13 protein-coding genes are annotated in these 14,053 nt (G+C 63.2%); 11 read left to right on the forward strand and 2 right to left on the reverse strand.

Annotated features, from left to right (window positions below):
• Positions 1-61: 61 nt before the first annotated feature.
• From ASD12_RS22295 to ASD12_RS22310, 4 genes are all read left to right on the forward strand, one after another.
• On the forward strand, positions 62-1,573 hold the full coding sequence (locus ASD12_RS22295) for a sugar ABC transporter ATP-binding protein (protein ID WP_056591156.1): 1,512 nt from the start codon (positions 62-64) through the stop codon (positions 1,571-1,573).
• A gap of 9 nt (positions 1,574-1,582) precedes the next feature.
• Positions 1,583-2,545: an ABC transporter permease gene (locus ASD12_RS22300; protein WP_056591162.1), complete on the forward strand. Its 963-nt coding sequence runs from the start codon at positions 1,583-1,585 to the stop codon at positions 2,543-2,545.
• 3 nt (positions 2,546-2,548) lie between these two features.
• The gene (locus ASD12_RS22305) at positions 2,549-3,502 is read left to right on the forward strand and encodes an ABC transporter permease (RefSeq protein WP_056591165.1); all 954 of its coding nucleotides are present in this window, start codon (positions 2,549-2,551) and stop codon (positions 3,500-3,502) included.
• Between the two features lie 94 nt (positions 3,503-3,596).
• Positions 3,597-4,280 carry an SGNH/GDSL hydrolase family protein gene (locus ASD12_RS22310; protein WP_056591168.1) on the forward strand — a complete coding sequence of 228 codons (684 nt, stop codon included), beginning with the start codon at positions 3,597-3,599 and terminating at the stop codon, positions 4,278-4,280.
• A gap of 139 nt (positions 4,281-4,419) precedes the next feature.
• Here ASD12_RS22310 and ASD12_RS22315 read toward each other — a convergent pair whose 3' ends face one another.
• Positions 4,420-4,677: a hypothetical protein gene (locus ASD12_RS22315; protein ID WP_056591170.1), complete on the reverse strand. Its 258-nt coding sequence runs from the start codon at positions 4,675-4,677 to the stop codon at positions 4,420-4,422.
• Positions 4,678-4,911: 234 nt separating this feature from the next.
• On the opposite strand from ASD12_RS22315, the gene ASD12_RS22320 reads away from it, so the two are divergent.
• Entirely contained in the window at positions 4,912-5,883 is a 972-nt protein-coding gene (locus ASD12_RS22320; RefSeq protein WP_056591173.1) for an SDR family oxidoreductase, read from the forward strand.
• Positions 5,884-5,932: 49 nt separating this feature from the next.
• Here the strand turns inward: ASD12_RS22320 and ASD12_RS22325 are convergent, their stop codons facing one another.
• Positions 5,933-7,036, reverse strand: a complete 1,104-nt coding sequence (locus ASD12_RS22325) for a histidinol-phosphate transaminase (RefSeq protein ID WP_056591178.1) — start codon at positions 7,034-7,036, stop codon at positions 5,933-5,935.
• A 227-nt stretch (positions 7,037-7,263) separates the two neighbouring features.
• Between ASD12_RS22325 and ASD12_RS22330 the strand changes: the two genes are divergently transcribed.
• From ASD12_RS22330 to ASD12_RS22355, 6 genes are all read left to right on the forward strand, one after another.
• Complete coding sequence (locus tag ASD12_RS22330) at positions 7,264-8,037, forward strand: 3-oxoacyl-ACP reductase family protein (protein ID WP_056591181.1); 774 nt, start codon at positions 7,264-7,266, stop codon at positions 8,035-8,037.
• 206 nt (positions 8,038-8,243) lie between these two features.
• Complete coding sequence (hisD, locus tag ASD12_RS22335; RefSeq protein WP_056591187.1) at positions 8,244-9,566, forward strand: histidinol dehydrogenase; 1,323 nt, start codon at positions 8,244-8,246, stop codon at positions 9,564-9,566.
• 15 nt (positions 9,567-9,581) lie between these two features.
• Positions 9,582-10,607 (forward strand): zinc-binding dehydrogenase, encoded by a 1,026-nt coding sequence (locus ASD12_RS22340; RefSeq protein ID WP_056591189.1) that lies wholly within the window; start codon positions 9,582-9,584, stop codon positions 10,605-10,607.
• A gap of 34 nt (positions 10,608-10,641) precedes the next feature.
• Positions 10,642-11,373 carry a histidine utilization repressor gene (gene hutC / locus ASD12_RS22345; RefSeq protein WP_056591192.1) on the forward strand — a complete coding sequence of 244 codons (732 nt, stop codon included), beginning with the start codon at positions 10,642-10,644 and terminating at the stop codon, positions 11,371-11,373.
• Positions 11,374-11,482: 109 nt separating this feature from the next.
• Positions 11,483-12,775, forward strand: coding sequence for a hypothetical protein (locus tag ASD12_RS22350; RefSeq protein ID WP_056591195.1), 1,293 nt, complete (start codon positions 11,483-11,485; stop codon positions 12,773-12,775).
• A gap of 251 nt (positions 12,776-13,026) precedes the next feature.
• Positions 13,027-14,034 carry an ABC transporter substrate-binding protein gene (locus ASD12_RS22355; protein ID WP_082525640.1) on the forward strand — a complete coding sequence of 336 codons (1,008 nt, stop codon included), beginning with the start codon at positions 13,027-13,029 and terminating at the stop codon, positions 14,032-14,034.
• The last annotated feature ends 19 nt before the right edge of the window (positions 14,035-14,053 follow it).

The following is a 14,053-nucleotide window of genomic DNA, read 5'->3' on the forward strand; positions in this document are numbered from 1 at the left end:
AGCGGGCAAGCATTCCCCGCACGCCGTTCCATCTGCTGAATCCGGTTCGTTCGAGGGTTTCGTGACCAATCTTATCGAGATGTCCCACATTTCGAAGGCGTTCGGAGGGAGCAGGGCGCTCCACTCCGTTTCCCTCGATCTCAAGGCGGGCGGCGTACACGCCCTGATGGGGGAGAACGGCGCTGGCAAATCGACGTTGATGAAGATCCTGGCGGGCGTGCACCAGCCCGATTCCGGCGAGATCTTCATGAACGGGGAAAAGCTCGATCTGAAGTCGCCGCGCGCCGCGCTGGACGCCGGCATTTCGACCGTCTTCCAGGAGCATTCGCTGCTGCCCAATCTGTCGATCGCCGAGAACATGTTTCTGGGTCGGGAGCCGACGACCCGGTTCGGCTCGATCGACTATGCCGCGATGAGCAGCCAGACCGCCAAGGCGCTTGGCGAACTCGGCCTGACGCTCGACCCGTCGCAACTCGTTTCCAACCTGACGATCGCCGAGCGGCAATTCGTCGAGATCGCGCATTGCATCCAGGCCGATGCCAGCGTGCTCATTCTCGACGAGCCGACGGCGGCGCTCAACGCGGCCGATGTCGACGTGCTCAACCGCAACATCCGCCGGCTGCGCGATAAGGGAAAGGCCATCGTCTACATCTCGCATCGCATGAAGGAGATCTTCGAGCTCTGCGACACGGTGACGGTGCTGAAGGACGGCGCATTGATCGGCACAAGAATGGTGTCCGAGATCACCACCGACGAACTCATCGCCATGATGGTCGGACGCGAACTCCAGGACCTTTTTCCCGATCGCACGGATGACAAGGGCGACGAGATCCTGCGCGTCGAGAACCTCAGGATCACCGAGACATCGCGGCCGCTGTCGCTGACATTGCACAAGGGCGAGATCGTCGCCCTGGCCGGACTGGAAGGGCAGGGCCAGCAGCGCTTCCTGCGCTCCCTGATCGGCCGCTACCATCCCTTCGCCGGGACGATTTCCATCAACGGCAAAGCGCTGAAGATGCCGCTCCCGGCATCATCAGGCGTTCGCCATTTGCAGCAGCTGAAGGTCGGCTTCGTTCCCGAGGACCGCAAGGATGAGGGGCTCTTTCTCGCTTTGCCGATCGCCCTCAACATCGCCATAGGGCTGCATTCGAGGCGATCCGAACTCGCGCCGGCGCGACCGTATCGGAACGTCATCGCCCGCATGATGGAGGTCATGAACATTAAGGCGTCAGGGCCGTCCGCTCCGGTCGGCTCCCTGTCGGGTGGCAACCAGCAAAAGGTGCTGCTCGGCCGCTACCTCGCCGCCGATCTAGATCTTCTCTTGGTCGAGGAGCCGACCCGCGGCGTCGACATCGGCGCCAAGTCCGAGATCTACCATCTGCTGCGCGATTTCACCCGCAAGGGTGGCGCCGTGCTGGTGCTGTCGCGCGAGACGATCGAGTTGATCGGGCTCTGCGACCGCATCTACGTCGTCCATCACGACACCATCGTTGCCGAAATGCCGGCAGCACAGGCGACGGAACACAAGATCCTCGACGCGGCCCTGACGGGCGGCTCCACGCGCCAGCATTAGGGGCCTGCCATGTATCGTTCGCTTTTCAACATCCTGAGTGGCCGGAACACACGGCAGGGCCTGTGGGGCCTGCCGCTACTGGTCGCCTTGCTCATTTCGCTGTGGCTGACCGTCGAGACGACACAGTTCGCGACGGCCGAAAACCTCTTCAACCTGGTTGCCCAGGCGATGCCGCTGATCATCGCAGCGATCGGGCAGCTCGTCGTCGTGCTCATCGGCGGGCTCGACCTGTCGGTCGGCTCGGTCATGAGCTTCACCACGGCGGTGCTGGCACTCGACCAGCCGGCGATCGTGCTGATCCCGGCGGTCTTTGTGCTGGCCGCATTCATCGGCCTGATCAACGGCCTGGCGATCACCCGCTTCAACGTCCATCCGATCATCGCGACGCTGTCGACGCAGTACATCGTGCTCGGCGTCACGCGCATCTTGCGTCCTGTCTCCGGCGGCACCGTGCCGGAGATCGTCATCGATGCGGTTTCAGGCAGTTTTCTCGGCGTTCCCTATCCGGTTTTCTGGGGCATCGTCGTGATCCTGGTTGCGTGGAAGCTGCTCTACGGATCGCGATACGGGCTGCATCTGTTTGCGATCGGCGGCGGCATCGCGTCCGGTGCCGAGAGTGCTGCCCGCAATTTCGGCGTCTCCGACCGCCGCAACATCATCCTCGCCTATGTCGTCTGCTCCTGTTTCGCGGCCGTTGCCGGTGTCTTTCTGGCCGGGCGCATCGTGTCGGGCGATCCGAATGTCGGGCTGCTTTTCGAACTCGACACCGTCACCGCCGTAGCCCTTGGAGGCACCCAGCTCTCCGGCGGCATCGGCAGCCTGCACGGCACGGTGATCGGCGCGCTGGTCATGGCGCTGCTGGCCAATGGCATGAACCTCGCCAACGTCTCGCCCTTTGTCCAGACCGCGATCAAGGGCGGCATCCTGCTGGCGGTGGTCGGGCTGCAATCCCGCAAGAAGATGGGGCTCTGAACGATGGCTGCCGTTCTCGCAAATCCGATCGCCCGGCGCCTGCTGCGCATCCCGCCGTCCTATTTTGTTTTCCTCGTGCTGCTGGCCACGCTGTGGATCGCGCGGCCGAACATGCTCAACCTCAACATCATGGGCATCTTCATCCGGCAGATCGTTCCGCTCGGCATCCTCGTGCTGGGGCAGCTCGTCGTCATGCGGGTGAAGTCGATCGACCTCTCCGGCGGCGGCATCATCCTGCTCATCAACTATTTCATTTCGTCCGGCAGCTTCCCAGGCGCGTCGCTGCCGTTTTTCGTCGTGCTGGCGCTCGCCTCCGGCCTCGTCATCGGCCTGTTCAATGGCTTCATGATCGGCAACCGGCGCGTGTCGGCCGTCATCGTCACGCTTGCGGTCAGCATCATCCTGGTCGGGCTGGTGCAGTTCCTGTCGAGCGGCAATCCGCCTGGGGACGTACCGAAGCTGTTCAACGACCTCTACAACACGAAATTCCTGTCGGTTCCGACGCCGGTCCTGTTCTGGATCCTGCTGACCGCCGCGGTGTGGCTGCTTCTGTCGCGGACCGTGTTTGGCCGCTACGTCGCCTCGGTCGGGGAGAATGCCGAAGCCGCCCATTTTTCGGGGGTGCCGGTCCAGCGGACCGTCATCCTGGCGCATACGCTGGCCGGCCTGATCGCGGCGATCGCGGCCCTGGTGCAGACCGGTTCAATCGCCGTCGGCAGTGTCCGCGTCGGCCTCGACCTGCCGATCCTGGCTGTCGCCGCAACCATCCTTGGCGGCGTCGTCTTCGGCCGCGGCGACGGCGGCGTCTGGGGTCCATTCTTCGGTGCGCTGTGTTTTGCGCTGCTGTTCGTGGTGATGACGGTGCTCGGCATCGACGAGCCCGGCAAGCTCATCGCCCAAGGCGTCATCATCCTCGGCGCGGCGATCTTCTACGGAGTGCGCGTGCGAACTCCCTGACTTGAAACAGCGAAAGGCAAGCGGGCACCGGCGTTTGCCGGGACCGATAGAACCGCGCGTTCAGACGAATTGGCAAACAGATGGAGAAACATGGATGTCATCGCCAAAAAACATCATGTGCTACGGCGACTCGCTGACCTGGGGCTGGGTTCCGGTCAAGGAGGGATCACCGACCCACCGCTACCCCTATGACCAGCGCTGGACGGGCGTGATGGCCGCGGCGCTGGGAGCGGGCTATCACATCATCGAAGAAGGCTTGAGTGCGCGCACGACCTGTCTCGACGACCCCAACGATCCGCGCCTGAACGGCGCCAATTACCTGCCCTCGGCCCTCGCCAGCCATCTGCCGCTGGACCTGGTCATCGTGATGCTCGGCACCAACGACACCAAGTCCTATTTCCACCGGACGCCTTACGAGATCGCCAATGGAATGGCGAAGCTGGTCGGGCAGATCCTGACCAGCGCCGGCGGCATTGGCACCCCTTATCCGGCTCCGAAGGCGCTGGTCATCGCGCCGCCGCCGCTGACGCCCATGCCCGATCCGTGGTTCGAGGGCATGTTTGGCGGCGGCCACGAAAAGTCCAGGGATCTGGCCAGGCAATACAAGGCGATGGCGGATTTCATGAAGATCGACTTCCTCAATGCCGGCGATTTCGTCACTACGGACGGTGTCGACGGCATCCATTTCACCGCCGGGAACAACGCCGACCTGGGGCGCGCCATCGCCGACAAGGTCAAGTCGATCCTCGATCCGGGCAAGGTCAGCACCGCCGCCTGAACCCGCCACGCCCGTCGGCTTGCGGCACACAGGCCCAGGGCGCAGGTGTATCGCTCGTTTCCTCCGGCGATACACATCGATACGGGGCCGCTTGGCCCCGTATCGATGTGGTGCTCGACGCCGGCGGATCTGCGTTGATCTAGGGCTTTGTTCCCGGAACATCATCGGCGGACGCTTTGGTTTGGCGGTCGAAAACGACCGCCAGCCCGTTCTTGACGGCAAGCGAGGCGACCCTGTTGTCGAGTTCGCGATCGGGAATGGCGGGTTTGAGGACGTGCCGGATGGCCTGATAGGCCTGCTCGGTCGACACATAGTCGTAGCGCTTTTTGCGCGCTTCCACATATTGCTCGATAAGAATGTCCAATCGGCGAGCGGCGATGTCATCTGGTTGCTGCAATGGAGCCTCCTCAAGCGTCGATCGTTTGCAGGCCCCTTAGATGTAAAAACCCACGCTGCGAAAGTAAGGCCTACAGCCGGCCCGAAGCCAAATAAACATGCTGTCGTCATCGACGAACCGGGCGGCAGCCGGCGAGCCTCGCTCAAGGCCTTGTCGAAATCGGATGACAGACGATCGGGTCCGAGTGGGGAACGATCCGCCCGCTGCGACATTTTCCGCAGAAGGAGGCACGCCATGCTTACGAAGAACGACACCACGAAGACCGCCCAAAAACAGCGGCGCATACAGCGCAAGGTGGACCTTGACGACCGCGGCAAGGATCGGTCGAAGCCGGATCGCGCCATGCAGGCCGGTGCACGCAACTACCCCGTCCCGCCTTTTCCCAAACAGCATCATCCCAAGCCTGGCGAGGAAGGGCGGGTCGTGCCCGCGCCGCTGTACGATGCGCCCTACTGGATCGGCTCGCGCAAGCTGGACGGCAAGATAGCGCTCATCACCGGCGGCGATTCCGGCATCGGCCGCGCGGTCGCGGTTCTGTTTGCACGTGAGGGAGCCGACGTGGCGATCGTCTATCTGTCCGAAGACAAGGATGCGGACGCGACCAGGCAGGCCATCGAGGCGGAAGGCCGGCGCTGTCTGCTGCTGCGCGGCGACGTCTCCCGACGCGCCTTCTGTCGCCGGGCGGTTGCCGCCACTGTGAAGCAGCTAGGTGGCCTCGACGTGCTGGTGAACAATGCCGCCTTCCAGGTGCACTCGGCCGATTTCGCCGACCTGACCGAGGAACATTTCGACACCACGCTGAAGACCAACCTCTACGGCTATTTCCACATGGCGCAGGAGGCGGTGCCGCATATGAAGCCAGGCTCGGCCATCGTCAACACCGGCTCCGTGACCGGCATAGACGGCTCCAAAGCGCTGGTCGACTATTCGATGACCAAGGGCGGCATCCATGCCTTTACCAGGGCGTTGTCGGGTAACCTCATCGGCAAGGGGATCAGGGTGAACGCGGTGGCGCCGGGGCCTGTCTGGACGCCCTTGAACCCCTCCGACAAGAAGGCGGACGACGTTTCCAAATTTGGCGCCGACACGCCCATGAAGCGTCCGGCCCAGCCTGAAGAATTGGCCCCGGCCTATGTGTTTCTCGCTTCAGCGCAATGCTCCAGCTACATCACGGGAGAGATCCTGCCGGTGGTCGGCGGCTACTGATCTTGGCATCACTGGCTGGCGGCCAAGCGCAGTGCCGACAGACGTGCGGTCACAGCAGTTCCGATAGAACGGCCATGAATTGGTCGTTCTCCGAAACCGAGCCGATGCTGACGCGCACATAGGTGTCGAAGCTCTGCTGCTTCCACGGTTTGACGATGACGCCTTGGCGCAGCAGGCCCTCGACGAAGATGGAAGCATCTTGCCGGCAGTCGAAGAACAGGAAGTTGCCCCTGGAGGCAGCGACGTCGAGGCCCTTGCTCCTGAGGAAAGTCTCGACACGTGCTCTCTCCGCCTTGGCCTGCGCGACGACCCTGGCGAGGTGTTCCTCATCGGCCAGCGCCAGAAGCGCGGCGGCCTGGGCCATGGCGTTGGCGTTGAAAGGGGTGCGGACGCGGTCGAGCAGCGCGCGCAGCTCCGGGTCACCGACGATGCCGAAGCCGATCCGCAATCCGGCCAGGCCGAATGCCTTGGAAAAGGTCCGAAGCACGATCCAGGGTCGGTCGAACTTCCAGAGATAGGGCAGCGACGGCGTATAGTCGTCGCCCTCGGCGTATTCGGCATAGGCTTCATCGACGACGATCAGCGTCTCGTCGCTCACCGCATCGAGAACCCTCGCCAGATCGCCGCCGGAGAGCCAGCTGCCGACCGGGTTCATCGGGTTCGAGAACAGCAGCATGCGGGGCCGTTCACGCACCGCCTCGATCAGCGCATCGACGTCGATGGTGAGATCGTCGTTGACGACAACGCGTTTGACGGCCGCGCCCATCAGCGTCGCGTAGTCCTCATGCAGCGGGAACGATGGATAGAGGGTGACGACGGCATCGCCGGGCCGCAACACGGCACGGCTGATGACGGAGAGAAGATCTTCGGAACCGTTGCCCAGGATGATTTGATCCTCGGTGACAGCATACCTGGCGGCAATCGCCTGGCGCAGCTTGCGCCCGGCAGGGTCCGGATAGAGGCGGAACATCTCGGAATCGGCATGCATCGTCGTGGCAAGGGTTGGGCTGGGTCCGAGCGGGTTTTCGTTCGAACCCAGTTTGGCGATCCTGGCCGGCGCGTATCGCTCCATGACCTCGTCGATGGTCAGCCCGGAATTGTAGGGCGACAGACGCGTGACTTCGGTTCGCACAAAATCCGAGGCTTTCGACACAAGCAGGCTCCTTTGCGGCTGGCCGACAGATCGCCATCGGCCGGGGTTCTCAAACACCGGTTTCGCTGCATCTTCCCCAGGGCAGGCAGGTCACCGGCAGGGTACTCGTGCAGCGGATTTCGTCATCAGTACCGCAGCTGAAATAGTTTGTATATGCTTGTATATATAACCTACGATCTGGTAGCATCGAAACCGGCGCCGAAGCCGACACCGACCAGGAGGATCACATGCGCAATGCTTCTCTCTTCGATCTCTCCGGCCGGAAGGCGCTAGTCACCGGCGCCAGCCGCGGCATCGGGCGCAGCATCGCCGAAGCGCTGAGCGCGGCCGGCGCCGACGTCGCGGTCACGGCGCGCAGCCTGGCCTCATTGGAGGACACAACGGCAGCCATCCGCGCTGCCGGCGGGGTGGCGCACGCCATCGCTCTCGACGTCACCGACGTCGGCCGCTGCCGGGCGGCCACCGACGAGGCCGCCGGCCTGCTTGGCGGTCTCGACATTCTCGTCAACAATGCCGGGATGGAGGAGGTGCGGCCCTCGCTCGATGTCGACGAGGCGCTCTGGGACAGGATCGTCGATACCAATCTGAAGGGCGCGTTCTTCTGCGCCCAGGCCGCCGCGCGGCAGATGCGGGACGCCGGCCGTCGCGGCGCCATCATCAACCTGTGCTCGCTGACATCGGAGGTCGGCATTCCCACCGCGGTGCCGTATGGCTCGTCGAAGTCGGGCCTGCTCGGCATGACTCGGGCGCTTGCGGCGGAGTGGGCGGAGCTTGGCATAAGGGTCAACGCCATCGCGCCGGGCTATTTCAGGACGGCGATGACTGACGTCTTCTACAGCAACGAGGCATGGCAGCACTCCATGCTGGCCAAGATCCCGCAGCGTCGTTTCGGCGATCTCTCCGATCTGCACGGCATCGCGGTGTTCCTTGCTTCGGATGCGGCGGCCTACATAACCGGCCAGTCCATCCCGGTCGATGGCGGCTTTCTCGCCTCGATCTGATGAGCGGTTTGTCTGCGCAGTTTCGATGGGAAGGATGATGGAAAAATTGCTGGCGACCATCATACATACATGTATATACTTTTGCCCGAGTGAAGCCGCTCGACGGCTTTGATCCTTGTCCCGGGTCGACCTGTCGGCCCGCAAAACCATGGCCATCCAGGGCCAGCCGTCATTGCGTTCCAAGAGTTCCAGGAGAACGAACAGCCATGTCCGACATTAGCTTCCACGATCTGTCATCCATCGATGCCGACCAGCGCGCCAGTCTGCTGAAGCGCGCCGAGGCCGATCTGACGGTCTTCGTCGAGAACGTCCGTCCGATCATCCAGGCCGTCAAGGACGAGGGTGACGCCGCCTTGATCCGCTTTGCCAGGGAACTCGACAAGGCCGATGTCGCCGAGGGCGAACTGCAGGTGTCGGAAGCCGAGTTCGACGCGGCGTTCGACAAGGTCGAAAAGGACGTCGTCGAGAGCATCAAGTTCGGCATCGACAACATCAGGCATTTCCATGAGGAGCAGAAGCCGGAAACGATGTGGCTCAAGGAAGTCCGGCCGGGCGCCTATGCCGGCGACAGGTATACCCCGATCGCTTCCGTCGCGCTCTACGTTCCGCGCGGCAAGGGCGCTTTCCCGTCGGTGACGATGATGACGTCGGTGCCGGCGGTGATTGCCGGCGTGCCGCAGATCGCCATCGTGACGCCGCCGACATCGGATGGTTCGGTGGATGCGGCAACGCTCGTCGCTGCGCGTCTCGCAGGCGTTGGCACCGTCTACAAATGCGGCGGTGCGCAAGCGGTCGCCGCCGTCGCCTACGGCACGGAGACGGTGAAGCCCGCGCTCAAGATCGTCGGTCCCGGCAGCCCATGGGTGGTGGCGGCCAAGAGCGTGCTGTCGTCGGTCATCAACACAGGCCTTCCGGCCGGTCCATCCGAAGCGATCATCTTTGCCGATGACAGCGTCGACGGCGGCCTTGCCGCGCTCGACCTGTTGATCGAAGCCGAGCACGGGCCGGATTCCTCGGCCTATCTGGTCACGCACAGCCGCAAGGTCGCCGAAGCCGCATTGGCTGCAATCCCGGAGCACTGGTCTAGGATGACCGAACAGCGTGTGGAGTTTTCCCGCGCGGTGCTGACCGGCAAGCGCGGCGGCATCGTGCTGACGGCGTCGCTGGAGGACAGCTACCGTTTCATCAACGACTATGCGCCCGAACATCTCGAAATCCTTTCGAAGGAGCCGTTCGCGCATCTCGGGCGCATCACCGAGGCGGCTGAAATTCTCATGGGCCCGCACACGCCGGTGACGCTGGCCAACTTCGTGCTGGGCCCCAATGCGGTGTTGCCGACCAGCCGCTGGGCGCGGACCTACGGGCCGCTTTCGGTGACGGATTTCGTCAAGCGCTCGTCGGTCGGCTATGTCACCTCGGCCGCCTATCCGGAACTGGCGCTGCATGCCCGAAGGCTCGCCCGCTACGAGGGCTTCAGCTCGCACGAGAACGCGGTCTCGGAAATCCGCGATCGCTATCTCGCCGGCTGAGCGGAAACGATCGCGATGAAGGCGGCACGACTCTACGGACCTGGCGATCTGCGCGTCGAGGACGTCGCCACGCCGGGCGCGCTGGATGCAGGCTGGGTGAAGCTCAGGGTTGACGCCGCCGGCATCTGTGGTTCGGACCTGCACAATTTCCGCACCGGACAGTGGATAAGCCGGTCGCCTTCGACGGCCGGCCATGAGCTGACCGGCACGGTGACCGCCATCGGCGCGGGTGTTGATAGCGTCGCCATCGGCGACAGGGTGGTTGCCGATTCCCGCTTCTGGTGCGGAGACTGCGCGCAATGTCATGCCGGCAGGCGGCATCTCTGTGCGTCGCTGGGTTTCGTGGGGGAGATCTGCGACGGCGGCTTTGCCGAACAGGCGGTGCTGCCCGCACGGCTTTTGCATATCATCGATGCCGCGCTCGACGAGCGGGTTGCGGCGATGGCCGAGCCGCTCGCGGTGGCGCTGCACGCAGTGCGGCGGCTGCCGAAGACGGCGGGCTCGGTGCTTGTCGTTGGCTGCGGACCGATCGGCGGTCTTGCCGCGCTGCTGCTGTCGAAAACCTTTGCCGGCACCGTGCTCGTCGCTGACCGCAACCAGAACCGCTGTGCCCGCGTGGCGCGAGTGACGGGTGCTATGATTGTCGATCTGAATCGGGATGCCATCGCCGCCGCAACCGCCAATGCCTCACTGCTCGCGGCCATTGAGGCGACCGGCAGCGTCACGGCCCTCAACCAGTTGCTCGGCGTTCTCGATCCCGGCGGCACTGTCGCCATGGTCGGCATCTTCCATGGCCGTCTCGACATGGATCCCAATAGTCTGGTCGAACGCGAGATCGGGTTGCTGGGATGCCACGCCTTTGCCGACGAACTGCCCGAAGCCGTGCGGATGCTGGGTGAGTTGAGCGAGCCGCTGCTGGCGCTGATCGACCAGGAGATCAGCCTCGATGCGATTCCCGCCGCCTATCAGCGGCTGTTGGCGGGGCGCAGCGACGGCTTGAAAACAATCATCCGCATGCGGCAACCTGTCGAGCAGTCGTGATTTTTCCGATAAATCGCCGGAAAGGACTTTTGAAATGATCACTTTGCCCGATACGGCCAGCCCTCTCTACGAGAAGGTGAAGGACTACATCCTGGCGAACATCGGAACGGGCCGGTGGGGCAAGGACCGCAAGCTGCCGTCCGAGAATGAGTTGGTGGCGTCGCTCGGCGTGTCGCGGATGACGGTTCACCGGGCCCTCAGGGAGTTGACCTCGGCGGGGTTCCTGATCCGGCTGCAAGGTGTCGGAACCTTCATCGCGCCACCGCGGCCGCAATCGACGCTGATCGAGATCAACAACATCGCGGCCGAGATCATCGAGCGCGGTAACAGGCATCGCTCCGAAGTCCTCGTCCTCGAAACCATCATGCCGACAAAGGAGCTGGCGCTGTCGTTCGAGTTTCCAAAACGTGTCTCGATCTATCATTCCGTCGTCGTCAATTTCGAGAATGATCTGCCGGTGCAGCTGGAAGAGCGTTTCGTCAATCCGAGCCTCATCCCCGACTATGACAAGCAGGATTTTTCGAAGACGGCGACCTATGATTACCTCATGCAGAAAACCCCGGTGACCGAGGTCGAGCATATCATTTCCGCCGTCCCGGCTGACGCCGAGACAGCACGGCATCTGGGCATCGATGTCGGCGCCTGCTGCCTTTTCCTGCACCGCCGGACATGGACGGGCGCGGTGGTGGCGACGATCAGCAAGTTGACTTATGCCGGCAGCCGCTACTCGCTCGGCAGCCGCTATTCCCCCTCCAAAAACAGCTGACGGCAATGGAGCAAATGCAAACCGGGGCGGTTTCATTACAAATGTATATACATGTACTGATGAGAATGGCTTCGTCCTCGACGGACGAACTGGCTGGAAGGAGTGACAGATGACGCCGACACCCAGCCGCACGGCGCGGATCCGGGCTCTTGCACAACATGATGTTGCCGAAGCACAAAGCGCGCTGGCGGCGCTGCTGGGTGATCTGTTCGAGATGCGCCCCCACAACGTGCGCATCAACTTCGACAAATACAGCCTCAATTCCCTGAACGGCTTCTTCGAAGACGACGGCAAGGCCTACTTCTTCAAATTCCATCAGGAGGAACGGGAAGAGGCGATGACAGGCGAATATTACCGCGCCGAGATTCTGTCGCGCGCCGGCCTGCCGGTCGACCAACCCGTGCATATGTCGGCCCAGCCGGGCGAGCAGATCCTTGTCTATCGCCGCCGCACGGATCCGAGATTTTCGGACGTGCTGTTCGCGCTGGATGCCGAAGATGATGCCGGCAAGCGCCGGGAGGCGGTTCTTGCCGAGCGCGACCTGTCCGCCAGGCTGCTCAAGGTCTATCTCGAGACGCTGCATCCGGTAACAGTCGAGGAGGTGGCGGCGGAGCCGATCCACAGGCTGTTTCATGAGCGGCTGATCGATGCCCATACGCGCTTGTCGCCAGGCGGCCGGTTGGCCGATTTCTATGTCGGCAAGCCGTTTGTCTTTCCCGGCGTGGAACTGGATTGGGATCGGTTTTCCCGGCTGAAGTTCGTCATCAATGGCCAGCACTATATCGACAGCGTGGGTACGCTTTTCGATGCCGCGGCTGTGCGCTTGCGGCCGGGCCGGCTTGCCGATGCGGGCGGCGTGGTGGCGCATGGCGACGCCCACAACGCCAATGTCTGGTACACGGAGAAGGCGGGGAGGGCGGAGTTGTCCTTCTTCGATCCCGCTTTTGCCGGCTCGCATATCCCGACGCTGCTGGCGGAGGTGAAGGCGACGTTCCACAACATCTTCGCCCACCCGTTCTGGCTCTATGATCCGGCGGCCGCGACAGAGGTTTTTCGCGCCACGGCGCGGCTGGACGGAAACCTGCTCCATGTCGACATGGACTGGGACCTGAGCCCTGTCCGTCGCGATCTGCTGGAGGTCAAGGCGACAGCGCTGTGGGGGCCATTGCTGCTGGAGCTCAAACGGCGCGGCATGCTTCCTGCCGATTGGCGGGCGGTGTTGCGGGCAGGGCTCTTTCTGTCGCCGACGCTGGTCATGAACCTGCGGGCCGGCGCGCGCAGCCACACACCGGTCTCCTCCCTCATTGCCTTTTCAGTCGCGGTCATGGTCGGCAGCGAACCCGTTGCCGGGGCCGATCGGGTGACCGATTTCCTCGACCTGATCGATCCGGAAAAGGCGTGAGTGATCGTCGTGGCGCGGCAGGCGGATGCACCCGGTCAAGGTGGAAATTGAGTCTTTCCAACTTGTATATGCATGTATGTATTTTAGCCTTGACATCCGCTCCCGCTGACGCTGAAATATCCTCGCACTTCACCATGAAGTGGCAGGTAAGACGCCGAGGCACAGTGCCGCAAGAGCAGAAACCCGCAGTCTCACCAGACCGGTTACCTGGGTTAGAAAAAGCGGTCTGACCATCAAGGGGAACAAAGATGATGCGTAACCTAACAGGACAATTCCGCGCGCTCGTGATGGCGGCCGCCATCGGGCTCGCCGCCGCCCCGGCAGCCCACGCGGCCGATGCGGCCATTCCCACCACGCCCGAGGCAGGATCGTTCAAGATCGGCATCGAGCCGTGGCTTGGCTATGGGCAGTGGCATGTCGCAGAGGCCAAGGGCCTGTTCAAGACAAACGGGTTGACGGACGTCCAGATCGTCAATTTCGCCGAGGACAAGGACATCAACGCAGCACTTGCAAGCGGCCAGCTCGACGCCGCCAACATCGCCACCCACACGGCGATGGGCATGGTTGCGGCCGGCCTGCCGGTGAAGATCGTGCTGCTGCTCGACGTCTCCATGACCGCCGACGCCATGATCGCCGGCAAGGACATCACCTCGATCAAGGACCTCCAGGGCAAGCAGGTCGCCTTCGAGGAAGGCACGACGAGCGACATCCTGCTCAAATACGCACTCGCCAGGAACGGCATGTCGATCGACGACGTGAAGCCGGTTCCGATGCCGGCGTCCGATGCTGGCAGCGCCTTGATCGCCGGCCAGGTGCCGGTCGCGGTGACCTATGAACCGTACCTCACCGTCGCCATGGCGCAGAACAAGGATCTCAAGCTGCTGTTCACCGCCGGCGAGGATCCCGGCCTGATCAGCGACGTGCTGGTGGTGCGCGACGAGGTGATCAAGTCGCGGCCCGGCCAGGTGCTGGCGATGATCAAGAGCTGGGACGCGGCGCTCAAGGATTACAATGCCGACACGCCCGGCGGCCGCACCATCATCGCCAAGGCAGTCGGCTCGGACGTCAAGGACCTCAACACCGCCTTTGACGGCGTGCGCTACTACTCGCTCGCCGAAAACAAGACGGCGCTGACCGGCGACTTCACCACCAAGACCTTCGCCGATGTCGAAGCAGCCGCCAAGAACGCCAAGCTGCTGCAGGCCGACGTGACGCCGGAGCAGATGATCGACCCGTCCTTCGTCAAGGCGGCGGAATGACCAAGGCCGGATCGCGGTG

It is taken from the genome of Mesorhizobium sp. Root102 (assembly GCF_001425625.1).
Taxonomy (GTDB): Bacteria; Pseudomonadota; Alphaproteobacteria; order Rhizobiales; family Rhizobiaceae; genus Mesorhizobium.

Excerpts from the sequence above, each read along its gene's own strand:
- ASD12_RS22350 (WP_056591195.1), top strand. The coding sequence starts at position 11,483 with ATGACGCCGACACCCAGCCGCACGGCGCGGATCCGGGCTCTTGCACAA.
- ASD12_RS22340 (WP_056591189.1), top strand. The coding sequence starts at position 9,582 with ATGAAGGCGGCACGACTCTACGGACCTGGCGATCTGCGCGTCGAGGAC.
- hutC (WP_056591192.1), top strand. The coding sequence starts at position 10,642 with ATGATCACTTTGCCCGATACGGCCAGCCCTCTCTACGAGAAGGTGAAG.
- ASD12_RS22330 (WP_056591181.1), top strand. The coding sequence starts at position 7,264 with ATGCGCAATGCTTCTCTCTTCGATCTCTCCGGCCGGAAGGCGCTAGTC.
- ASD12_RS22300 (WP_056591162.1), top strand. The coding sequence starts at position 1,583 with ATGTATCGTTCGCTTTTCAACATCCTGAGTGGCCGGAACACACGGCAG.
- ASD12_RS22320 (WP_056591173.1), top strand. The coding sequence starts at position 4,912 with ATGCTTACGAAGAACGACACCACGAAGACCGCCCAAAAACAGCGGCGC.
- ASD12_RS22310 (WP_056591168.1), top strand. The coding sequence starts at position 3,597 with ATGTCATCGCCAAAAAACATCATGTGCTACGGCGACTCGCTGACCTGG.
- ASD12_RS22305 (WP_056591165.1), top strand. The coding sequence starts at position 2,549 with ATGGCTGCCGTTCTCGCAAATCCGATCGCCCGGCGCCTGCTGCGCATC.
- ASD12_RS22355 (WP_082525640.1), top strand. The coding sequence starts at position 13,027 with ATGCGTAACCTAACAGGACAATTCCGCGCGCTCGTGATGGCGGCCGCC.
- hisD (WP_056591187.1), top strand. The coding sequence starts at position 8,244 with ATGTCCGACATTAGCTTCCACGATCTGTCATCCATCGATGCCGACCAG.